We start from the raw sequence: 21,485 nt of genomic DNA on the forward strand, positions 1-21,485 counted from the left end.
ACTTAAGGGCGCGCCGTTAAGACCAACGCGTGGGAGGGAGGCCAACCACCCGCGACCGCATAGGGTGAGTATCAGACTGCCCCGACCGAGGAAAGGCACCATGGAAAACGACGACATCGCCGAGGTCACCCTCGAGCGCATCGAGGAGATCCTCCTTACCGAGGGCATCGAGTGCGTGCAGGAGGGCCGGGTCCTGCGCACCGGCTACTCCAACTCCGCCATCGCGCTGACCATCGACAACGACCGCCTCGTCTGCGACTCACTGTGGCGCGGGCAGGTGGCTCTCAGCGACGGAGCTGGCCTCATGCACGCGCTCAATCAGTGGAACCAGAACCAGATCGCACCGACGCTGCGCTTCTTCGAGCAGGAGGGCTCGCACCTCGTGGTCAGCGCGTATCGCCAAGCCAACGTCAGCGAGGGCCTGAGCCACGACCAGCTCGGCGCCTTCGTCCTCTCCTGCCTGGAGACCATCGACGCGGCGTTCTCCTACGTCGAGCAGCAGTTCCCCGAACTCGTTACCTGGAGGTACCAGTCATGAATCCCGTGGACCAGCCACGAGTCATCGACGCGATGGCCCGCCTCTGCGTGACCCTCGAATCCGAGGAAAACTCCCCCGCCGCGACCGCCAACCTCAACGGCTTCCCCGTCACCTTCGCCGCCATCGGCTCGGTGGTCATCGTCCGCGCCGACAGGCTCTCGGACACTCCGTCCTCGGCTGGCGACGCCACGCTGTATCTGGCCGCCAACCACGTCAACAGCATCCAGATGGAGGCTTCGGCCGCCGTCCTCGACTACGCCGACACCCTCATCGCCCGCACGGAGCACGAGATCTTCTCCGCCGCCGGCATGAGCGACGCGCAGCTCGACGCCGCGCTCGAGGTGGCCGTCGACGGCGTTCTGCACATCCAGGACACCCTGCAGGTCGTGGCGGAGCAGTTCGCCGCTAGCTCTTCTTGAGCTTCTCCAGCTCCTCGTCGGCGTCGACACCCTCGCCGAGCCCGGGCCAGGGACGTTCGAGATCGCGCAGCGCGTCGACCAGCAGGTGTTTGACCACCATGCGGGCGTAGGTCTTGTCGTCTCCGGGGATGACGTACCAGGGTGCGTCATCAGTCGACGTGCGTTCCATGGCGATCTGGTAGGCGGTCATGTACTCCTCCCACTTGCTGCGCGCGACCAGGTCGGCGGGGTCGTACTTCCACATCTTCTCGGGGTTCGTCAGCCGCTCCACGAGGTTCTCGTACTGGAACTCGCGCGAGATGTGCAGGAACACCTTGATGATGGTTGTCCCCGACGCGGCGATCTCCGACTCGAAGTCGCTGATGGCGGCGTATCTACGCTCGATTTCCGCCGGATCCGCCATGGACTCGACCTTCTGGATGAGTACGTCCTCGTAGTGCGAGCGGTCGAAGACGGCGATCTCTCCGGCCTTGGGCAGGTGCGGGCGCACGCGCCAGAGGAAGTCCTGCTCGCGCTCCTCCTTCGTCGGCGCGCCGAAGGCCACCACGCGGGTGCCCAGCGGGCTCATCGGTTTGAGCAGGCGCTCGATCATGCCGCCCTTGCCGGAGGTATCCATGCCCTGCAGGATGACGAGGACGGATCCTGCCTTGCTGGCGAAGAGGTTCTCCTGGAGCTCACCGAGTTCGTCGTCGTGCTGAGCGAACTCCTTGTCCAGGTTGTCGTCAGCCGAAAGACCCGGCGTGGTGGCCGGGTCCAGGTCGGACAGGTGGAAACCCTCGGAGACTTTGGGGGCGAGTGCGTCGTCGGTGCTGAATCCCATGACGCTAAACCCTACTCGTCGTCGGAAACCACGTTCATCGGGTTGTCCGCGGACATCGACTGCGCGATGTCGTCGAGCACGGCGTGGATGTACGGGGCGGCGACGTCGGTGGAGTATTCGCTGGCGATCTCCACGCCGTCGACCACGCTGACGGGCGCGTCGACCTCGTCGTTGAACACGATCTCCCAAGCCAGCACGCGCAGCACGGCTCGGTCGACGGCCGGGAGGCGGCGCAGCTGCCACGTCTCGGAGAGGTAGCGCGAGATGGTGTCATCGAGCTCGTCGAGACGCTCCGCCACGCCGGTGACCAGCTGCCGGGTGTAGTCGGCGACGGGCGCGACCTCGGCGTCGCGGTCATCGGCGAGCGCGACGCGCTGCTCGACCACGGAGACCGGGTCGACGTCGCGGAACTCCGCCTCGAAGATGATGTCCACGGCGCGGCGGCGGGCCCGGTAGCGGGAGCCGCGGCGGCGATAGTTGATGTCGGTGTTGCTCAAGGTGGGACTACTGAGCCACGCGGGACTGGTACTCGCCCGTGCGAGTGTCCACGCGAACAACGTTGCCGGTCTCCATGAACAGCGGGACCTGGATCTCGGCACCGGTCTCCAGGGTGGCGGGCTTCGTGCCACCGGTGGAGCGGTCGCCCTGCAGGCCCGGATCGGTGTGGGAGATGGCCAGCTCCACGGTGATGGGCAGCTCGGCGAAGAGCGCCTCACCCTCGTTGAAGGAGACCTGCACACGCATGTTCTCCAGGAGGAACTTGGCGGCGTCGCCGAACTTGGACTCGTCGAGCTCAAACTGCTCGAAGGAGCTGTCATCCATGACGACGTAGTTGGTGCCGTCGTTGTACAGGTAGGTCATGTCGCGGCGGTCCACCTGCGCGGTCTCGACCTTGACGCCGGCGTTCCAGGTCTTGTCCACGGTCTTGCCGGAGACGACGTCCTTGAGCTTGGTGCGGACGAAGGCCGGGCCCTTGCCGGGCTTGACGTGCTGAAACTCGATGATCTGCTGGAGCTTGCCGTCAACCTTGAGCACAAGGCCGTTCTTGAAATCGGCGGTGGATGCCACGAATAGTCTCCTGGGTGAATCTGATTGGGTCAGGGCATAAAACGTGGTCAGTCTACACCACGAGCAGGTCTTTCCCCGCATTGGTGATGATCTTCGGGCCGCCCGCGCCGATGATGAGGGTGTCCTCGATCCGCACCCCGCCCCGGCCGGGGACGTAGATTCCCGGCTCGATGGTCAGCGTCATGTTCTCCGCGAGTGTGCCGGTCCCGGACTGCGCGGCGTACGGGCCCTCGTGCACGTCCAGGCCGATGCCGTGGCCGGTGGAGTGGGAGAAGTACTCGCCGTAGCCGCCGGCGGCGATGATGTCCCGGCAGGCCGCGTCGACGTCGACAAGCTCTGTACCCACCGTCGCGGCCTCCACCCCGGCGAGCTGCGCCTGCAGCACCAGCTCGTAGATCTCGCGCTCGAACTCCCCCACCTCGCCGACCACGAGGGTACGGGTCATGTCGGAGTTGTAGCCGCGCACGTGCGCGCCGAAGTCGATGGTGACCAGGTCTCCGGTCTCGATGACCCGGTCGGACGCGCCGTGGTGCGGCTTCGCGGAGTTGGGCCCGGAGGCGACGATGGTGTCGAAGCTGGTGTGCTCCGATCCGGCGCGGCGCATGAGGTACTCCAGGTCCGCGGCGACGTCGCGCTCGGTGCGCCCGGCGGCGACCCCGCCCTGCTCCAGCAGCTCGGTGAAGGCTGCGGTGGCGAGCTGGGCGACGGATTCCAGCTCGGCCAGCTCACCACCGTCCTTGACCAGGCGCAGCGGCTCCACCAACCCGGAGACCGGGACGAGGGTGATGTCCTCGGGGACGGAGCCCTGCAGCTTCTCGAAGGCCGCCACGCTGAGGTGCGCCGACTCCACGCCGACCCGGCGAGACTCGTCGATGCCCTCGAGCAGGGCGAGGGTGGTGCGCCGGTCGATGAGCGCGGCGATGTCCGGGACCTCGGCCGCGATCTGGGTGGTGTACCGGCCGTCGGTGGCGATGCGTGCGCTGCGGTCACTGCCCACCAGCAGGGCCGCGTTCGAACCGGAGAACCCGGAGAGGTAGCGGATGTTGGTGAGGTCGGTGAGCAGCATCGCGTCCAGGCGCCGCGCGGCGAGCTCCGTGGCCAGCTGACGCCGGCGGGTGTCAAAGCGGTTGTCTGCGAATACCATGCACCCACACTACCCAGCCGGGGCGGGCACTAGGGCGTGAAATACCCCAGCGCCGCGAGGTAACCGTAGGAACCCAGGCCGGCGATGACCCCGCGGGCGATCGGCGAGAGGTAGGAGTGCTGGCGGAACGGCTCCCTGGCGTGCACGTTGGTCAGGTGCACCTCGACGAAGCCGTCGCCGTCGGCGATCTCCGCGAGGGCGTCGCGAAGCGCCACTGACGTGTGGGTGAAGCCGCCGGGGTTGATGATCACCGGCCAGCCGTGGTCCGCGGCCTCGTGGACCGAGTCGATGAGTTCGCCCTCGTGGTTGGACTGGCGGAAGTCGACGGTGAGACCGAGCTCGCCCGCGCGCGCGGCGCACGCCTGCTCGACGTCGGCGAGCGTGGCGGTTCCGTAGACCTCCGGCTGGCGTTTGCCCAGCCGGTTGAGGTTGGGGCCGTTGAGGATCATCACGGTAGTACTCATTGTCTGCGGCTTCCTTTAGCTAGTGATGCGGTCGTAGGCGGCGCGCAGCTCGTCGAGCCCCGGGCCCTGGATGCGGGTGGTGCGCCCGACCTCGCCGTCGAGGGCGACGAAACGGAGACGGCCGTCGCGGTTCTTTTTGTCCCGGGTCATCACCCGGTAGAGGTCGTCGAAGCGGCCGGGCTCATAGGTGGTGGGCAGGCCCACGGACTCCAGCACCGCGCGGTGGCGGGCGAGCAGGTCGTCGTCGATGAGCCCGCGGGCGTGGGAGAGCTCCGCGATGAACATCATGCCCACGGCGACGGCGTTGCCGTGGCGCCAGCGGTAGTTCTCGAAGTGCTCGACGGCGTGACCGAAGGTGTGGCCGTAGTTGAGAATCTCCCGCTCCCCGGCCTCCTTGAGGTCGGCCGAGACCACGCGGGCCTTGACGGCGACGGAACGGTAGATGAGCTCCGCCATCCGCGCCGAGGGCTCGAGGCATTCGCGCACGTTCTCCTCGTAGTGACGCAGGATTTCTTCGTCGGCGATGAATCCGGTCTTGATGATCTCCGCCGAGCCGGCGCTGACGTCCTCCTCACCGAGGGTGTAGAGCCGGTCGAGGTCGATGAACACCGCGTGGGGTTCGTGGAAGGCGCCGACGAGGTTCTTGCCCGCGGCGGTGTTGAAACCGGTCTTGCCGCCGACCGCGGCGTCGACCATGGCCAGCAGCGTGGTGGGCACGAGGACGACATCCACCCCGCGCATCCACGTGGCGGCCACAAAACCCGCGAGATCGGTGGCCGCTCCCCCGCCGAGGCCGATGATGAGGTCTCGGCGACCGAACGCCTCCGCACCGAGCGCATCCCACAGCTGGGTGGCGGTCTCGACGGTCTTGCCGTCCTCGGCGTCCGGGGTGGCCAGCAGGTGCACGGTGGTGCCCGAGGCGCCGATCTCCTCGGCCAGTTCGCGGGCCACGGCCGCCAGCGTGGGCTGGTGGATGATGGCCACCTGCGCCGCGCCGTGCGCGCGCACCTTGGCGGCCACCGAGCCGGTGAGGCGGTGGCCGATGGTGACTTCGTAGGGATTCGGGCCGGTGACGGTGATCGTCTGCATGGTTCTCGGTGCTCCTTTACGTGTCAGATGGTCTCGAGGAAACCGAGGATCTCGGCGACCAGGCCGGGGGGCGTCTTTTCGTCGCTACGCACGCGGTAGTCAGACACCTCACGGTAGTAGTCCTCCCGGCTCTCCAGCAGGCGACGGTAGTGCGCGCGCGGGTCCTCCGCCTGCAGCACCGGGCGGGAATCCTCATTGCGCGTGCGCCGGAATCCCTCCTCGGCGCTGACGTCGATCCACACGACGGTGTGGTTGAGCAGCTGCGCGCGGGTCGCCGCGGAGAGCACGGCGCCGCCGCCGAGGCTGACCACCCCGCCCGACTTCAGCGCGGTGGCCACCGCCTCCTCCTCCAGCGCACGGAACGCCGGCTCACCGAGCTCAGTGAACACCTGGCCGCAGGACTTCTGCTGCGACTGCTCGATGATGTGGTCGGAGTCCACCAGCGTGAGGCTCAGGGCCCGCGCCAATCGGCGCCCGATCGACGACTTCCCCGCCCCGGGCGGTCCGACAAGCACGATTACGGGCGTGGTGGGACACATGTTCGCCACGGTCTCTACCTCTGTGTTGGGCATGTCCCTACTCTCCGAAGCGCAGTCGCTGCCGCACGTACGCAGTATACGAATCAATGTTGCGCTGGGTCTCCGCGAGCGAGTCGCCGCCGAACTTCTCCAGCACGGCGCGGGCCAGCACGAGCGCGACCATCGCCTCGGCGACCACGCCCGCCGCGGGGACCGCGCACACGTCGGAGCGCTGGTGGATACCCGTGGCAGCCGAACCGTCCTTCATGTCCACGGTCTTCAGAGCCCGGGGCACGGTGGAGATGGGTTTCATGGCCGCGCGCACACGCAGGACCTGGCCGTTGGTCATGCCGCCCTCGAGGCCGCCGGCGCGGTTGCTCAGCCGGTCCACGCCGTCCTCGGTGCGCACCATCTCGTCGTGCGCCTCGGAGCCGCGGCGCCGGGCCTCCTCGAAGCCGTCGCCGATCTGCACGCCCTTGATGGCCTGGATGCCCATGAGCGCGGCGGCGAGCTGGGCGTCCAACCGGTCGTCGCCCGAGATGTGTGATCCCAGGCCGATGGGCAGGCCCTCGACCACGACCTCGACGATGCCGCCGAGGGTGTCACCGGCCTTCTTCGCGGCGTCGATGGCCGCGACCATGGACTCACCCGCCGCGGCGTCGAAAGCGCGGGTGGGGTTGTCGTCGATCGCGTCGATGTCGGCCGCCGTGGGTGCCGGGCCGGTGTAGGGCTCGGACTCGCCGATGGAGATGACGTGGGAGATGACCTCCACGCCGAGGGTCTCGCGCAGGAAGGACCGCGCGACGGTGGCGGCGGCGACCCGGGCGGCGGTCTCGCGCGCGGAGGAGCGCTCGAGGATCGGCCGGGCCTCGTCGACGCCGTACTTCACCATGCCGGCGAAGTCGGCGTGCCCGGGGCGCGGGCGGGTGAGCTGGGCGCCGCGCCCGGAGTTCATGGCCTGGGCGATCTCGGGATCCTCCAGGTCCACCGCCTCCGGCGACATGATGGTGGTCCACTTCGGCCACTCCGAGTTGCCGATGAGAATGGAGATGGGGCTGCCCATGGTCAACCCGTGACGCACTCCCGTAAGCAGGGTCAACTCGTCGGCCTCGAACTTCATGCGTGCGCCGCGGCCGTAGCCCAGGCGCCGGCGGGCGAGCTGCCGGGAGATCTCCCCGGCATCGACGGGCACGCCGGCGGGCATGTGTTCGATCATGGCCACCAGGGCCTGGCCGTGTGATTCCCCTGCGGTAGTCCAACGAAGCATTACCCCAGTATCCCACGGCCCGCGCCACGCTGCGGAATTGACCTCGTCTAGTCACCACACCACACCCACCGCGAGCGCGACGGCGGCCACGACGATCATCGGTGGGCCGTGCGCGGTCGCGGGCTGCTTATCGACGACCCCTGCCACCACTCCGGCCAGCCCGGCCAGGCCGATGGCGGCGAGAACGCCCGCCACACCCGCCGCCGCGGCCACGAGAATGCCCAGCGTGACGGCCAGTTTGATATCCCCTCCCCCGACCCCGCCGACGAGCAGACCGACCACCAGGTAGAGCGCCGGCCAGAGCAGCCCGGCGAGCAGCACCCCGGGGGCGAGGAGCGCTGAAGTGACCAGCGCGGAGGCCGCGACGGGCAGGGTGAGGGGGTCGGGAAGGCGGTGGGAACGGGCGTCGACAAGCATCAGGGACGCACCCCAGCAGCACAGCACCGGGGCGGAGAGACAGACGGTGACCCACATGGGGTCTGACGCTAGGACACCTGCGCGAGGGACAGGAGGAGGGCGTCCCACATCTGTGGATAAGGTGCGGCGCGGCCCGTGAAAAGCTCGAACTGTGGATAAGCCTGGTGCGCGAGCATCACGTGTCCACCCACTGTGGGATAACCGTTGCTGGCGGCGCTGACGGTCAGCGGCGTGGGCCAGGGATCGTAGATGACGTCGAGGATCGGCGCGTGGCCGAGCGACGATTCATGCCCGGCCAGTCCGGCGGAGGGGACGGTGGAGACGATGAGATCATTCGCCCTACTCAGGGAGAGGAGGTCGGCCGAGAAGTCGACGTAGGTGACGTTGAGCCCGCGGTGAGCGACGAGGTCGCCGAGCTCCGCCGAGCGGTCCGAGCGGTTGAGCACGGTGATGTCGGTGACCCCGGCGTCGGCGAGGGCCCACAGCGCGGGCCGGGCCGTCCCGCCGGCGCCGATGATCACGGCGGAGGTGACGCGGGAGAGGTCGCCCCGGAAGAGCTCGGAGAGTGCGCCGGTGACCCCGTCGACGTCGGTGTTGTCGGCGAACCATCCCGCACCGCGGCGCACCAGGGTGTTGGCGGAGCCGATGAGGCGCGCGCGCTCGGAGACCTCGTCGGCGAGCTCCAGCGCCGCGAACTTCCCCGGCATGGTCACGGAGAAACCGACGAAGGACGGGTCCGCCCCCCGGACGGTCGCGGCCAGGCCGGCCGCGTCGACCTCGATGCGGGAGTACTCCCAGTCGTCCAGGCCCAGCGCCCGGTACCCGGAGTTGTGCATCACGGGCGAGCGGGAGTGCTCGATGGGTGAGCCGAGGACGGCGGCGCGGTGGCGGATCTCCACGTCGGCGGCTAGCGGTTCGAGTCCAGCACGCCGCCCTCGATGGCCTGCTGCACGTCGGCGAGGTGGTCCTCGAAGGTGTCGTTGAAGACGGTGGTGCCGTTCTGGTCGACGGTGACGAAGAAGAGCCAGTTGCCCTCGGCCGGGTTCTCCATCGCGGAGATGGCCTCATCGCTGGGCGAGGCGATGGGGGTCTGCGGCAGGCCGTCCATGGCGTAGGTGTTCCACGGCGTCACGGCCGCGCGGGCCTCGTCGGTGGTGGCCACCTCGACGTCCTCCAGGCCGTAGTTCACGGTGGAGTCGAACTCGAGGCGCATGGGCTCGGCGATGCGGTTGAGGATGACCCGGGCGACCTTGTCGAATTCGCCTGCCGGTGCCTCGCGCTCGACGAGGGACGCCGCGGTGAGCAGCTCGTAGGGGCTCAGGCCGATGGCGCTGGCCCGGTCGACGATGCCGGTGTCGTTGTACTTGCGGGTGCTCCGGCTGATGAGGTCGGTGAGGATCTGCTGGGCGTCCATGCTCGGGTCGATGACGTACTGGCCCGGGGCGATGAGGCCCTCGATGCGCTTGGCGTCGTTGCCGCGCTCGCGGATCTGCTCGACGGCCCATTCCGGGGCACCGAGCTCGACCGGGTCGACGGTCGCCGCGACCTGCTGGAGCTGGTCGACGGAGACGCAGCCCTCCTGCTGGCCGTCCTGGCAGGAGACCTGGGAGATCTGGGAGTAGATGCCGAAGCGGGTGTCGCCGCCGACGACCTTGACGTCGAGCAGCGTGGCTCCGCCGTGGACGTCGAGCAGCTCAACCTGGTTCTCCGGGCTGGTGAGCGCCTCCACCGCGGCGGTGGCGCTCATCTTCTCCTGCAGGCGGTAGAACCCCGGCTGCACGGCGGCGGCGTTGGGGTTGTTGGCCGCGGCGGTCTGGAAGGCGGAGTCGGAGGCGACGATGTCGCGTTCCTCCAGCTCCGGGCCGAGCTGGGACAGCGCGGCTCCTTCGGGGATCTCCACGAGCTGCTCGACGCCGTTGCCGGTGCCCTCGTAGTCACCGACCCCGCCGCCCGCGGAGCCGGAGGACAGCTGGTAACCGATCCAGGCGATCGCGCCGATGATGAGCACCAGTGAGGCGACGAGGACGGCCAGGCCGCGCTGACGGCGCCTGACGTAGAGCGGATCCATCTGACGACGGACGGGGCGAGGCCGGCTCGAGTTGCTCATGTGGTTCTAAACCTCACTGTGGTTCGGGTCGTTGCTGACGGTCGGGTGGTCGATGGTCGTGGTGGCGCGGGATTCTTCGACCCGGCGGAGGTACGCCGCCCGGGCATCGAGCCAGGACTGCAGGATCTCGACGGCCGCGGCCTGGTCGATCACGGCGCGGCCGGCCTTCTCCGAGACTCCGGAGGCCCGTAGCGCGGCCGTGGCGGCGACGGTGGTGAGCCGCTCGTCGGCAAAGCGCACGGGGATGGACAGCCCCTGGTTGACCAGGCGGCGGTTGATGCGGAAGGCGATCTCCCGGGCGTGTTTGACGCTGGCGGAGCCGTTGCCCTTGAGGTCACGGGGCAGGCCGACGATGACCTCGACCGCCTCGTAGGACTCCACCAGCTCGATCAGCCGGTCGATGTCCTCCTGGTCCCGGTCCGTGAATCCCGTCTTGCGCGGGATGGTCTCTACCGGGGTGGCCAGGACGGCTCCCCGGTCGGAGGAGGCGACCCCGATGCGCACGGTGCCGACGTCGACGCCCAGGCGACGACCAGCGCCCGGGTCGTCCTCGCCGGGGGCATCGGGGATCGGGATCTTCACGGACGGTCGGCCTTTCTTCACGGGGGTGCAACGGTCATATGATTCGGCGCACGCCACAATGTAGCCGCCTGGCGGCGGGCTCTCCGTACTGTCCGCGGCGTGTCCGTAATCTGTTCGTTACCTTACCCTGCCGTAGGCGGACTACATACCGGCGAGTGCGTCCCGCACCGCGGCGAGGCCGGCATCGACGCCCGCCGCGTCCGAGCCGGAGCCCTGCGCGAGGTCGGCCTTGCCGCCGCCCCGGCCGTCGACGTACTGGCCCAGGAGCTTCACCAGATCGCCGGACTTCACCCCGGCGGCCACGGCCTGCTCGGTGGCGCCGACGATGAAGGGCACCTTTCCGGACCCGGCATCAGCCGAGGCCAGGACGACGACTCCGGCGCGGTCCCGGATCCGGCCCTTGAGGTCGGTGGCCACGGTGCGCAGATCACCTGCGGAGATGCCGTCGGAAAGCTTCAGGGCGATGACGGTGAACTGACCCACCTGCGTCGCCTGGTCCACGAGCTCCCCGGTACGGGACATGAGCTGCGCCTGGTGGAGCTGCGCGATCTCCTTCTCCGCGGACTTCAGGCGCTCGGTGAGCTGGGCGATGCGGTCGGGCAGGTCCGAGCTCTTGGCCTTGAGCTGGCTGGCCACGCCGGAGACCAGCGCGGCCTCCTTGGAGAAGTAGGAGAACGCGTCCATGCCCGAGTAGGCCTCGATGCGCCGGGCGCCGGAGCCCACGGAGGACTCGCCGAGCACGGCGACCGGGCCGATCTGGGAGGAGCGTGCGACGTGCGTGCCGCCGCACAGTTCCATGGAGAACGGTCCGCCGATCTCGACGACACGCACCACGTCACCGTAGTTCTCGCCGAACAGGGCGGTCGCACCCATGGCCTTGCCCTGCTCCAGGGACGTCTCGACGGTGTTGACCGCCCAGTCCGCGTCGACGGCCTGGTTCGCGATGGTGGCGATCTCGCTCATCTGCTCGTCGGAGAGCTGCTCGGTGTAGTTGAAGTCGAAGCGCAGGTAACCGGGCCGGTTGAGCGAGCCCGCCTGGACCGCGGTGGGTCCGAGCACCTGACGCAGCGCGGCGTGGATGAGGTGTGTGGCCGAGTGCGCCTGCTGGGCGCCGTGGCGCCAGCCGCCGTCAACCTGCGCGGTGACGGTCGTGCCCAGCTCGATGCCCCCGGAGACGACGGTGGCCTTGTGCAGGGAGACCCGCTTGGCCACCCGCTGGACGTCCCTGATCTCGATGAGCGCGTCGCCCGCGGTGAGCGTGCCACGGTCGGCCATCTGACCACCGGACTCGGCATACATCGGGGTGGCGTCGAGGATGATCTCCACCTCGTCGCCAGCGGCCGCGGAGGTCACGGAGACCCCGTCCTTGACCAGGCCGATGACGGTGGCGTCGCCGGTGAGCTCGGAGTAGCCGGTGAAGACGGTGGGGTTGTTGTCCACCCACTCGCGGTAGACGGACTCGTCGACGTGCCCGTGCTTCTTGGCCTTGTTGTCGGCCTTGGCGCGCTCACGCTGCTGCTTCATCTCCAGATCGAAGCCGGCCATGTCCACCTCGAGGCCGGCCTCGGCGGCCATCTCCAGGGTGAGGTCGATGGGGAAGCCGTAAGTGTCATGCAGCTCGAAGGCGTCGTGGCCGCCGAGCACGGCAGCACCGGACTCGCGCACGCCGGCAGCGGTGCGGTCGAAGAGCGCGGTGCCCGACTCCAGGGTCTTGAGGAAGGCCTTCTCCTCGTTCACGGCGGAGCGGGAGATGCGCTCGCGGTTAGCGGCGATCTCCGGGAAGGAGGGCGTCATGGTGTCCATGATGGTGTCCATGAAACGGCCCAGGGTCTCGCCCTGCGCGCCGAGCAGTCGGGCGGAGCGCACGATGCGGCGCAGCAGTCGACGCAGGATGTAGCCGCGGCCCTCGTTGGACGGGGAGACGCCGTCGAGGATGAGCATCATGGCGGTACGGGAGTGGTCGGCGATGACCCGGAAGCGCACATCGGACTCGTGCTCCTTGCCGTAGACGGCACCGGTGACGGCCTCGGCGACGTCGATGACGGGGCGCAGGAGGTCGGTCTCGTAGACGTTCTCCACGCCCTGGAGGATGCAGGCGACCCGCTCGATGCCCATGCCGGTATCGATGTTCTTCTGCGGCAGCTCGCCGACGAGCTCGAAGTTGCCCTTCTTGTCGCCCGCGCCGCGTTCGAACTCCATGAAGACGAGGTTCCAGATCTCCAGGTAGCGGTTGTCGTCCGCCTCCGGTCCGCCTTCGGCGCCGTACTCGGGGCCGCGGTCGTAGTAGATCTCCGAGCAGGGGCCGCAGGGGCCGGGGATGCCCATGGACCAGTAGTTGTCCTCCATGCCCAGGCGCTGGATGCGCTCGGCGGGCACGCCGATCTCCTTCTCCCAGATCTCGGCAGCCTCGTCGTCGGTGAGGTAGACGGTCACCCAGAGCCGCTCGGGATCGAGGCCGAAACCGCCGTCGTCAGTTGGGCCGGTGAGCAGCGACCAGGCGTGTTTGATGGCGCCTTCCTTGAAGTACTGCCCGAAGGAGAAGTTGCCGGCCATCTGGAAGAAGGTGTTGTGGCGGGTGGTGATGCCCACCTCCTCGATGTCGAGGGTGCGCACACACTTCTGGATCGACGTCGCCGTGCCGGAGGGGAACGGCGGGTTCTGCTGGCCGAGGAAGTAGGGCTTGAAGGGCACCATGCCGGCGTTGACGAACAGCAGGGTCGGATCGTCCAGGATCAGCGACGCGCTGGGCACGGCCTGGTGCCCGGCGTTGACGAAGTGCTGGGTGAACCGGTCGCGGATTTCATGGGTCTGCACGGCGAGGGTTTCCTAACGTAGACGGCGTAAAAATCGGCCGGCGGGCGTGCCACCGGCGTATCGGCCCTCGAGTTTACCCCTGCCCCCGATCCTTCCCGCGGACGATCCCTCGCAGTCGGCCGAGGTAGTCGCGGATGCGCTTCTCCGCGCCGTGGTCGGTGGGTTCGTAGTACACGGCGTCGTCGAGGTCCTCCGGGATGTAGCGCTGGGCGAGCACTCCCCGGGGGTCGTCGTGCGGGTAGGCGTAACCCACGGCGTTGCCCAGCTTCTTGGCGCCCTCGTAGTGCCCGTCGCGCAGGTGGGCGGGCACGGGGCCGATCCGACCGGCGGCCACGTCGGCCTGCGCCTTGGAGATGGCGTAGTTCACCGCCGGCGACTTCGGCGCGGTGGCCAGGTGGATGGTGGCCTGGGCGAGCGCGAGTCGACCCTCGGGCATCCCGATCAGCGCTACGGCCTGGCTGGCGGCGACGGCCACCTGCAGCGCCGTCGGGTCCGCCATCCCGACGTCCTCGGAGGCGTGCACGACGAGGCGCCGGGCGATGAACCGCGGATCCTCCCCCGCCTCGATCATGCGGGCGAGATAGTGCAGCGACGCGTCGACGTCGGAGCCGCGGATGGACTTGATGAACGCGCTGACCACGTCGTAGTGCTGGTCGCCGTCGCGGTCGTAGCGCACGACGGCGCGGTTGACGTTGTCCTTCACCGCGTCCACGTCCAGCACCCCGCCGTCCGCCACGGCCTCGGCGGCGGCCTCGAGGTAGGTCAGCGAGCGGCGCGCGTCTCCCCCGGCCAGCAGTACAAGCTGCTCGATCGCGTCGTCGGTGGCGGTGATCCGCCCCGCCAGTCCGCGCTCGTCCGTGATCGCCCGGGTGAGCACCTCCCGCAGCCCCTCGGGCTCTAACGACACGAGCTGGAGCAGCAGGGAACGGCTGAGCAGCGGGGCAACGACGCTAAACGACGGATTTTCCGTCGTGGCCGCCACCAGCAGAACAGTCCGGTTTTCCACCGCCCCCAGGAGGGCGTCCTGCTGGGTCTTGGAGAAGCGGTGCACCTCGTCGATGAAGAGCACCGTGCGCTCGCCGCGGGCGAGGTCCCGCCGGGCGCGGTCGATGACACTGCGCACCTGCTTGACCCCGGCGTTGAGCGCGGAAAGGCCGACGAAGTTCTGCCCCATGGCCTGGGCAATGAGCGAGGCGATGGTGGTCTTGCCCGTGCCGGGCGGGCCGTAGAGGATGACCGAGGCTTCCCCGGAGCCCTCGACGAGGCGGCGCAGGGGTTTGCCGTGGCCGAGGATCTGGTCCTGCCCGACGATCTCGTCCAGCGAGGCCGGGCGCATGCGGGCGGCCAGCGGCGCCGAGGGCCCGGCGGCGAAGAAGGAGGAGCCGCGGGCGCCGACATCGGCCTCCGCGACCTCATCCGGGCCGTCGAACAGACCGTCCTGGGCCATGGCGGCTACCTCTCCCGGGCGTCGACACGCTCGGCGACAGCGGCCGCGAACGTGGCAACGACCGCGTGGGTCGGGTCCCCGGAGCCGGCGGCGAAGCGCGCGAGCGCGTCGAAGGTCTCGTGGAAGTCCTGACGGATGAGCTGCTCCTCCGCGTCGAACGGGCCCTCGTGCGCGGGGCGCAGGAGATCGGGGCTGGCCGCGTCGTCGGCGGTGAGCGCGCTGGTGAGCGAGCCGTGGTGCAGCATGGCCACCGAGGAGAGCGCCCACCCCGTCAGCGCCGCGGCGATGCGGTGCTGGAGCTGGTGTGTGTCGGTGACCGAGGGCCAGACCTGCGCGACGGTGTCCACCCACGCGCGGAGGAAGGTCTCCGTCTCCTCGTCCTCGATGCGGCGGGTGCCCACGAATTGGGGGAAGCCGCCGATGACGCAGGCGAGGTCGTAGAAGACGTCGCGGAAGCCCGCCCACTCGTAGTCGAGGAACTGGACCTGCTCGGCCACGATGATGTTGTCCGGGGACAGGTCGAAGGGGGAAAAGGCGCTGGTGCGCTCGGAGGTGAGCTGGTGGCCCGCCTCGGTGGCCAGGTGGCGTACCTCCTCCGGGATGTCGAAGCCGGCGCTCTCCACGAGGGACAGCCCGATGACGATGGCCGGGCCGATGGAGTTTTCGCGCATGTCCCCGCCCTCCTGCAGGCCGGGGTGCGCCTTGAGCAGCCGCCCGAGCAGGACGTCGAAGCCGTCACCCTTGCCGGCGGTGCCCGCGTGCATGCGGCCCAGCGCGACACCGAGCTTGCGCAGGATCCGGCCGCGGGTCTCCGGGTCACGCTGCTCCAGGATCTGCGCGAGCGTGGTGCCCTCCCCGGAGTCGGAGAGGACAAGCACACGTTTGTCCACGTCGTGGGCGATGAGCATGGGGCCGGGGCGCACCTCCTCGCTCAGCGAGGTGGTGAACTGGTACGCCGCGACCTCGCGCAGCAGGGCCGCGTCATCGAGCCCGTCGCCGGTGCCCGGGACGTACTTGATCACCACGGAGCGCTGCTGGAGAAACGGCTGGTTGGCCAGCCGGGCCCGGAGCACCACGGCGGGGCCGGAGCCGGAGCCGGAGAGCCGGTGCACCTCCGAGAGGTGCTGCTTGCCGCCGTAGCGGTGGGACAGCAGCTCCTGGGCGAGGGCGACGATCTCGGTTTCCGTGGTGTGCACGAGTGGTACTTCTCCTCGGGGCGCCGGTGGGCGACGCCCCTCGTTGGGACTGGATGCGAGCTAGGACTCGTCGGTGACGGGAACGTCGGCCACGACGGACTCGGCCTGGCCTGCCTCAGCCTTCTTGGGTTTGACGTCGAGCCCGGACTCGCGGCGCTGCTGCGGCGTGATGGGCGCCGGCGCGTCGGTCAGCGGGTCAACTCCGCCGCCGGACTTGGGGAAGGCGATGACGTCGCGGATGGAGTCGAAGCCGCCCAGCAGGGAGACGATGCGGTCCCAGCCGAAGGCGATGCCGCCGTGCGGGGGCGCGCCGAAGGCGAAGGCGTCGAGCAGGAAGCCGAACTTCTCCTGGGCCTCCACGTGGGAGATGCCCATGACGTCGAAGACCCGCTCCTGGACGTCGCGCTCGTGGATACGGATGGAGCCGCCGCCGATCTCGTTGCCGTTGCAGACGATGTCGTAGGCGTAGGCCGTGGCCTCTCCGGGGTTGTCCTGGAAGTTGTCCTTCCATTCCGGCTTCGGGGAGGTGAAGGCGTGGTGTACGGCGGTCCACTTGGAGTTGCCCAGGGCGACGTCGCCGGAGGCGGTGGCGTCGGCGGCGGGCTCGAAGAGCGGGGCGTCGACGACCCAGGTGAAGGCCCAGTCGCCCTCCTTGATGAGGTCGAGCTTGCGCGCGATCTCGCCACGGGCGGCGCCGAGCAGGGCGCGGGAGCTCTTGGTGTCGCCGGCGGCGAAGAAGATCGCGTCGCCGGGCTTGGCACCGACGTGCTCGGCGATGCCGGCACGCTCGGCGTCCGTGATGTTCTTGGCGACGGGTCCGCCCAGCTCGCCGTCCTCACCCACGAGGATGCAGGCGAGGCCCTTGGCGCCGCGCTGCTTTGCCCAGTCCTGCCACGCGTCCAGCTGACGACGCGGCTGCGACGCTCCGCCGTCCATGACGACGGCGCCGACGTACTCGTTCTTGAACACGCGGAACGTGGTGTCGGCGAAGAACTCGGTGCACTCCACGAGCGGGATGTCGAAGCGCAGGTCCGGCTTGTCGGAGCCGTACTTCTTCATGGCCTCGGCGTAGGTCATGCGCGGGATCGGGGTGGTGATGTCGTAGCCGATGAGCTTCCACAGGGAGGTGAGGATCTCTTCGGCCAGAGCGATGACGTCGTCCTGGTCGACGAAGCTCATCTCCACGTCCAGCTGGGTGAACTCCGGCTGGCGGTCGGCGCGGAAGTCCTCGTCGCGGTAACAGCGGGCGATCTGATAGTAACGCTCCATGCCACCGACCATGAGCAGCTGCTTGAACAGCTGTGGGGACTGCGGGAGGGCGTAGAAGCTACCCGGCTTGAGGCGAGCGGGCACGAGGAAGTCGCGGGCGCCCTCGGGCGTGGACCGGGTCAGCGTGGGGGTCTCGATCTCAGCGAAGTCGTGGTTGTCCAGCACGGCGCGGGCGGCGCGGTTGGCGTCGGAGCGCAGGCGCAGAGCCCGGGCCTGACGCGAGCGGCGCAGGTCCAGGTAGCGGTACTTCAGGCGGGATTCCTCACCGGCCTCGGAGGAGGACGAGTCCTCGATCTGGAAGGGCAGCGCGGCGGCGGCGTTGAGCACGGTGAGCTCGGTGACGTTGACCTCGATGGCACCGGAGGCCAGGTTGGGGTTCTCCGAACCCTCGGGCCGGGGCTCGACCACGCCGGTGACCTGGATGCAGAACTCGCTGCGCAGGTCGTGGGCGCGCTCGGCGACCTCGGAATCACGGAAGACGACCTGGGCGTAGCCGGAGCGGTCACGCAGGTCGACGAAGATGACGCCGCCGTGGTCTCGCCGGCGGGCCACCCAGCCGGTCAAGGTGACGGTCTGTCCAGCGGTGTCTTTGCGGAGGTCTCCCGCGAGGTGGGTACGCAGCACGATCGCTTGACGTCCTTTCCGTTTGCTTAATTCTTCTCGGCCGCATGTCGCGGGGGCAGCACCCTCGCGCACACTAATTCGCGGGCAAGTCTACGCTGTCCGGTCAGCCTCGCCGGTGTCGCCCTCTGGCGGGCCGGCAAGTGAACGTCCGGTTTTGTGGCATGATCAGCGCATGACTTTCAAGAACAATGCACAGGGTGGCGGCCGTGTCCGCCGTGGCGGCGGCGGTGGCGGAATGGCCCTGGGTGCGGGAGGCGGCATCGGCGGCCTGCTCCTCGTGGGGTTGTTCCTCCTTCTCGGCGGTAACCCCGAGGATCTCAACCAGGGTGCCCAGCAGGACCCCAGCCAGGGCGCCCAGGGCCAGCAGCTGGAGAACTGCTCCACCGGCGCGGACGCCAACGCCAACGCCGAATGCCGCGTGGACTTCACCGTGAAGTCGCTGGACGCCATGTGGGCCAAGCTTCTGCCGGCCCAGGCAGGGATCGAATACGCCGAGCCGGGCGTGACGGTGTTCACCAACCAGACCCAGACCGGGTGCGGCGGCGCGTCCTCGGCGACCGGCCCCTTCTACTGCCCCAACGATCAGACCGCGTACTTCGACGTCACGTTCTTCGAGCAGATTGAGCAGCTCGGTGGCTCCGACGCTCCCCTGGCGCAGGAGTACATCGTCGCGCACGAGGTCGGCCACCACATCCAGAACCTCGAGGGCACCCTCGGGCTGAGCAACTACAACGATCCGGGCGAGGACTCCGCCGCGGTGGCTCTGGAGACCCAGGCGGACTGCTACGCCGGCATCTGGGCGCACCACGCGGCCCAGGGTGAGGACGCCCTGCTCGAGCCGATCACCGACGATCAGCTCGCCACCGCCATCGAGACCGCCCGCGCGGTCGGCGACGACAACATCCAGCAGCGCTCCGGCGGCGACGTCAACCCTGACACCTGGACCCACGGTTCCTCCGAGGATCGCCAGAACGCCTTCATGGCCGGTTACCAGTCGGGCAACATGTCCTCGTGTGACTTCCTGCGCCGCGGGAACTACCGCGACGCCTGATCCAACCCCAGCCGCGCGCGTTCCGCCGCGATGATCTCCTCCGCGAGCCGCCCCTCGCTGACGTCCCGCGCGTCGGCGACGGCGGCCGCTTCGCTTTCCCGGGCGAACGCGTCGAAGATCCGCTCCTTGCGCCCGAGCATCTCCAGCATGCGCTCGTCGGCGGTGTCGTCGGCGATGAGTCGATGCGCGAGCACGGACCGGGTCTGACCCATGCGGTTGACGCGTGCGAGCGCCTGCGCCTCGATCGACGGCTTGACCTGCGGCTCGACGATGATGACCACGCTCGCCGCCTGCATGTTCAGCCCGGTTCCCCCGGCGGAGATCTGGCTGAGCAGCACCGACCCGGGTGCGGCCCCGGAAAGCTTGTCGACGGCCGCCTGCCGCGCCTCCGGCGCCAGCGCCCCGGTGATCGTGCCCAGCACCCGCTCCCCCAGTTCCTGCTCCAGGCGTTCGATGACCGGCAAGAAGTAGGTGAAGATCACCACGGTGCGCCCCGCCTCGGCGGCCTCGTCGACAATCTCGAGGATGCGTTCCAGCTTCGCGGGCATGGCCGAGGGCGTGGTCATCGGCGCGCGCCGGATGGCCATCCAGTTGCCGCTGGCCACGGCATCGCGGTAGTGCGCCGCATCGGCCTCGGTGAGGTCGATCCAGTCGGTGGTCTCGGTGACGCCGGGCAGTTCGTCGAGCACGTCGGACTGGTTGCGGCGCAGGTACACGGGGGCGATCTGGCGCCGGAACTCCACCGAGGTCCACTCCCCGTCGGCGAGCAGTTCGGGGTCGACGTAGCTGACCAGGGTGGCGAATTCCTCGACCCGGTTCTCCAGCGGGGTGCCGGTCATGAGGAGGGCGTGGGGGGCGGCGTCGATTAGCGTCCGTGCCGCCTTTGAGCGCCGGGCCTGGGGGTTCTTGATCATGTGTGCCTCGTCGACGATGACCACCTCCGGCGCGGCGATGTCCATGGTGCGCGCGCCGTCGAAGGTGAGGATGCAGATCCCTCCGGTGCCCTGCCAAGCGTCGACGGCGTCGTGTTTGGTTGTCCCGTGGGCGACGTAGACGGGCAGGCGCGTGAATTTGCTTGCTTCTCGACGCCAGTTGACCACCACCGATGCCGGGCAGAGCACGAGAATGCGGGTGCGTTCCACCCCGTCCACCGCGGCGATGTGCGCGGCCGCCGCGAGTGCCTGGACGGTCTTGCCCAGGCCCATCTCGTCGCCGAGGATGATCTTCGAGCGCACTACGGCGAAGCGGGCGCCGAAGGACTGGTAGCCGCGCAGGTGCACATCGTCGTTGAGCAGCGAGCGGTCCAGGCGGAGTTCGCGGATGGCCTCGAGTGTGCGGGCGTCGAGGTCGTGGCCGTCCTCCCCGTCGCCGTCGGCCAGGAGCGTGGCCAGCAGGCCCTGGTAGTAGGCGGGGCGGGCGAGGTAGTCGTCCCACGTCGCCTCGTGGGTGGAAACGGGTGCGGGCGGGTCGAGCAGCGCGGTGTGCGCAGCACCCCAGGCGAGATCCTCGGTGAGGCGGGTGAACAGCGTGTCGCCGGTGCGGGCGACGATCCACTCGGAGGTGCGGGCGGGGTCGGGAATGAGCTGGACGTAGTCCACGAGGCGGCGCCTCCGGGCGCGTTCCTCGGGCTCCAGGGTGTCCGCGCCGGCGAACTGGGCGACCACCCGGAGGAGTTCGCGGGCCGCCGCAGTGGGTTCGGTGCCGATGGCGCGGGGTTCGGCTGCCGCGGCCTCCCGGCGCAGCGTCTCGGCCGCGGCGTGCAGGCGTTCCGCGGTGCGCTCGCCGATGCCGGGGAGCTGGGTGAGCCGGCCGCGGGGTGCCTCGGCCACCCAGGCGACGCTGGTGAGGCCGGCGGGTTCGAGACCCTCGATGCGCAACCGGTCGGCGGTGGCCTGGCGCAGCGCGGAGACGGGCAGCTGCTCCAGCAGGGCGTCGACCCGCTGGGAGACCAGCTGGTCCAGCAGTTTCTCCGCGCGGGCACGCAGGACGGGCTCGCCGCCGGGTGCCTCGGCCAAAAGCCGCGCTCGCTCGAGCACCCCGACGTGGGGCGTGGGGTCGAAGGGTTCGATGGTGAGTTCGCGGGGCTGGCCGATGTGGCTGCACAGGGCCGTGGCCAGCGCCTCGCGGGCTGCGGCGGTGAGGTGGGCGGGGCCGTCGATAAGCGAGACCCCCTGGCGCTGCCGCTCCTCGGCTACGGAGAGGACGGCGAGCTGGTCGAAGAGGCGGGCCGCTGCCGGGGTCACGGCGCGCAGCTCGGCATCGACCTGCTGCGCGGCCTGGCGCGCGCGTTCGGTGCGGGCGCCGGCGAAGAGGCGGGTCAGCACACCGGGGGCGGCGTGGCGGGCCTGGGGAACGAGCGCGTCCACCCGCGCGGAGGCCTCCGCGACGCGGCCGATGAGAGAAGCCAGATCGGGTATCCGGGCGGCCTCGGCGCGCGCGTACATGCCGGCGGGCCAGGTCACGTCCCAGGGCGGGATGAAGAATACCCAGTCCTCCTCCTCGTGGAGGTAGGTCGGGTGCGCCGCGCCGCCGTGGGTGCCGTCCGTCAACGCGGCCGCGGCGGCGGATCCCCTGGCGCTGAGATCGCGCAGCGACGACGCCCGTCCGAGCAGTTCCGACAGCTGGGTGGAGGTGATCTCGGGGGCGGCCAT

20 protein-coding genes are annotated in these 21,485 nt (G+C 69.4%); 3 read left to right on the plus strand and 17 right to left on the minus strand.

From position 1 onward, the window contains the following. The first annotated feature begins 100 nt into the window (after positions 1-100). Together CDOO_RS07575 and CDOO_RS07580 are read left to right on the plus strand one after the other, a co-directional pair. Complete coding sequence (locus tag CDOO_RS07575) at positions 101-538, plus strand: YbjN domain-containing protein (RefSeq protein WP_018021737.1); 438 nt, start codon at positions 101-103, stop codon at positions 536-538. Then, complete coding sequence (locus CDOO_RS07580; RefSeq protein WP_018021738.1) at positions 535-957, plus strand: hypothetical protein; 423 nt, start codon at positions 535-537, stop codon at positions 955-957. The genes CDOO_RS07575 and CDOO_RS07580 overlap by 4 nt, the downstream gene beginning before the upstream one ends. Here CDOO_RS07580 and CDOO_RS07585 read toward each other — a convergent pair. From CDOO_RS07585 to aspS, 16 genes are all read right to left on the minus strand, one after another. Then, on the minus strand, positions 944-1,777 hold the full coding sequence (locus tag CDOO_RS07585; RefSeq protein WP_018021739.1) for a PPK2 family polyphosphate kinase: 834 nt from the start codon (positions 1,775-1,777) through the stop codon (positions 944-946). The two genes, CDOO_RS07580 and CDOO_RS07585, sit on opposite strands and share 14 nt — an antisense overlap. An 11-nt stretch (positions 1,778-1,788) precedes the next feature. Further along, positions 1,789-2,274 carry a transcription antitermination factor NusB gene (gene nusB, locus CDOO_RS07590; protein WP_018021740.1) on the minus strand — a complete coding sequence of 162 codons (486 nt, stop codon included), beginning with the start codon at positions 2,272-2,274 and terminating at the stop codon, positions 1,789-1,791. A gap of 7 nt (positions 2,275-2,281) precedes the next feature. Then, positions 2,282-2,845: an elongation factor P gene (efp, locus tag CDOO_RS07595; protein ID WP_018021741.1), complete on the minus strand. Its 564-nt coding sequence runs from the start codon at positions 2,843-2,845 to the stop codon at positions 2,282-2,284. A gap of 52 nt (positions 2,846-2,897) precedes the next feature. After that, complete coding sequence (locus tag CDOO_RS07600; protein ID WP_018021742.1) at positions 2,898-3,989, minus strand: M24 family metallopeptidase; 1,092 nt, start codon at positions 3,987-3,989, stop codon at positions 2,898-2,900. Positions 3,990-4,018: 29 nt separating this feature from the next. Continuing rightward, a complete protein-coding gene (gene aroQ, locus CDOO_RS07605; RefSeq protein ID WP_038573368.1) occupies positions 4,019-4,453 on the minus strand; it encodes a type II 3-dehydroquinate dehydratase in 435 nt (144 codons plus the stop codon). A gap of 15 nt (positions 4,454-4,468) precedes the next feature. After that, positions 4,469-5,542: a 3-dehydroquinate synthase gene (gene aroB / locus CDOO_RS07610; RefSeq protein ID WP_018021744.1), complete on the minus strand. Its 1,074-nt coding sequence runs from the start codon at positions 5,540-5,542 to the stop codon at positions 4,469-4,471. A 23-nt stretch (positions 5,543-5,565) separates the two neighbouring features. Continuing rightward, the gene (locus tag CDOO_RS07615) at positions 5,566-6,114 is read right to left on the minus strand and encodes a shikimate kinase (protein ID WP_081610341.1); all 549 of its coding nucleotides are present in this window, start codon (positions 6,112-6,114) and stop codon (positions 5,566-5,568) included. A 4-nt stretch (positions 6,115-6,118) separates the two neighbouring features. Then, a complete protein-coding gene (aroC, locus tag CDOO_RS07620; RefSeq protein ID WP_026159325.1) occupies positions 6,119-7,327 on the minus strand; it encodes a chorismate synthase in 1,209 nt (402 codons plus the stop codon). 51 nt (positions 7,328-7,378) lie between these two features. Then, entirely contained in the window at positions 7,379-7,801 is a 423-nt protein-coding gene (locus CDOO_RS07625) for a prepilin peptidase (RefSeq protein WP_018021747.1), read from the minus strand. Positions 7,802-7,812: 11 nt separating this feature from the next. Further along, the gene (locus CDOO_RS07630) at positions 7,813-8,643 is read right to left on the minus strand and encodes a shikimate dehydrogenase (RefSeq protein ID WP_018021748.1); all 831 of its coding nucleotides are present in this window, start codon (positions 8,641-8,643) and stop codon (positions 7,813-7,815) included. Positions 8,644-8,651: 8 nt separating this feature from the next. Further along, complete coding sequence (mltG, locus tag CDOO_RS07635) at positions 8,652-9,851, minus strand: endolytic transglycosylase MltG (protein ID WP_038573369.1); 1,200 nt, start codon at positions 9,849-9,851, stop codon at positions 8,652-8,654. 6 nt (positions 9,852-9,857) lie between these two features. Then, the gene (gene ruvX / locus CDOO_RS07640) at positions 9,858-10,427 is read right to left on the minus strand and encodes a Holliday junction resolvase RuvX (RefSeq protein ID WP_026159327.1); all 570 of its coding nucleotides are present in this window, start codon (positions 10,425-10,427) and stop codon (positions 9,858-9,860) included. 147 nt (positions 10,428-10,574) lie between these two features. Continuing rightward, positions 10,575-13,247, minus strand: coding sequence for an alanine--tRNA ligase (gene alaS, locus CDOO_RS07645; RefSeq protein ID WP_018021751.1), 2,673 nt, complete (start codon positions 13,245-13,247; stop codon positions 10,575-10,577). A gap of 73 nt (positions 13,248-13,320) precedes the next feature. Continuing rightward, positions 13,321-14,694 carry a replication-associated recombination protein A gene (locus tag CDOO_RS07650; RefSeq protein WP_018021752.1) on the minus strand — a complete coding sequence of 458 codons (1,374 nt, stop codon included), beginning with the start codon at positions 14,692-14,694 and terminating at the stop codon, positions 13,321-13,323. 5 nt (positions 14,695-14,699) lie between these two features. Further along, positions 14,700-15,890, minus strand: a complete 1,191-nt coding sequence (locus CDOO_RS07655; protein ID WP_018021753.1) for a protein kinase family protein — start codon at positions 15,888-15,890, stop codon at positions 14,700-14,702. A 60-nt stretch (positions 15,891-15,950) separates the two neighbouring features. Further along, positions 15,951-17,783, minus strand: a complete 1,833-nt coding sequence (gene aspS / locus CDOO_RS07660) for an aspartate--tRNA ligase (RefSeq protein WP_018021754.1) — start codon at positions 17,781-17,783, stop codon at positions 15,951-15,953. Positions 17,784-17,955: 172 nt separating this feature from the next. On the opposite strand from aspS, the gene ypfJ reads away from it, so the two are divergent. Beyond that, the gene (ypfJ, locus tag CDOO_RS07665; RefSeq protein WP_018021755.1) at positions 17,956-18,834 is read left to right on the plus strand and encodes a KPN_02809 family neutral zinc metallopeptidase; all 879 of its coding nucleotides are present in this window, start codon (positions 17,956-17,958) and stop codon (positions 18,832-18,834) included. Here ypfJ and CDOO_RS07670 read toward each other — a convergent pair. After that, on the minus strand, positions 18,819-21,485 hold the full coding sequence (locus CDOO_RS07670) for a DEAD/DEAH box helicase (protein ID WP_018021756.1): 2,667 nt from the start codon (positions 21,483-21,485) through the stop codon (positions 18,819-18,821). The two genes, ypfJ and CDOO_RS07670, sit on opposite strands and share 16 nt — an antisense overlap.

The organism is Corynebacterium doosanense CAU 212 = DSM 45436 (assembly GCF_000767055.1).
GTDB lineage: Bacteria > Actinomycetota > Actinomycetes > Mycobacteriales > Mycobacteriaceae > Corynebacterium > Corynebacterium doosanense.

Excerpts from the sequence above, each read along its gene's own strand:
- CDOO_RS07575 (WP_018021737.1), top strand. The coding sequence starts at position 101 with ATGGAAAACGACGACATCGCCGAGGTCACCCTCGAGCGCATCGAGGAG.
- CDOO_RS07580 (WP_018021738.1), top strand. The coding sequence starts at position 535 with ATGAATCCCGTGGACCAGCCACGAGTCATCGACGCGATGGCCCGCCTC.
- CDOO_RS07585 (WP_018021739.1), bottom strand. The coding sequence starts at position 1,777 with ATGGGATTCAGCACCGACGACGCACTCGCCCCCAAAGTCTCCGAGGGT.
- CDOO_RS07600 (WP_018021742.1), bottom strand. The coding sequence starts at position 3,989 with ATGGTATTCGCAGACAACCGCTTTGACACCCGCCGGCGTCAGCTGGCC.
- aroQ (WP_038573368.1), bottom strand. The coding sequence starts at position 4,453 with ATGAGTACTACCGTGATGATCCTCAACGGCCCCAACCTCAACCGGCTG.
- aroB (WP_018021744.1), bottom strand. The coding sequence starts at position 5,542 with ATGCAGACGATCACCGTCACCGGCCCGAATCCCTACGAAGTCACCATC.
- CDOO_RS07615 (WP_081610341.1), bottom strand. The coding sequence starts at position 6,114 with ATGCCCAACACAGAGGTAGAGACCGTGGCGAACATGTGTCCCACCACG.
- aroC (WP_026159325.1), bottom strand. The coding sequence starts at position 7,327 with ATGCTTCGTTGGACTACCGCAGGGGAATCACACGGCCAGGCCCTGGTG.
- CDOO_RS07625 (WP_018021747.1), bottom strand. The coding sequence starts at position 7,801 with ATGTGGGTCACCGTCTGTCTCTCCGCCCCGGTGCTGTGCTGCTGGGGT.
- mltG (WP_038573369.1), bottom strand. The coding sequence starts at position 9,851 with ATGAGCAACTCGAGCCGGCCTCGCCCCGTCCGTCGTCAGATGGATCCG.
- CDOO_RS07650 (WP_018021752.1), bottom strand. The coding sequence starts at position 14,694 with ATGGCCCAGGACGGTCTGTTCGACGGCCCGGATGAGGTCGCGGAGGCC.
- ypfJ (WP_018021755.1), top strand. The coding sequence starts at position 17,956 with ATGACTTTCAAGAACAATGCACAGGGTGGCGGCCGTGTCCGCCGTGGC.
- CDOO_RS07670 (WP_018021756.1), bottom strand. The coding sequence starts at position 21,485 with ATGGCCGCCCCCGAGATCACCTCCACCCAGCTGTCGGAACTGCTCGGA.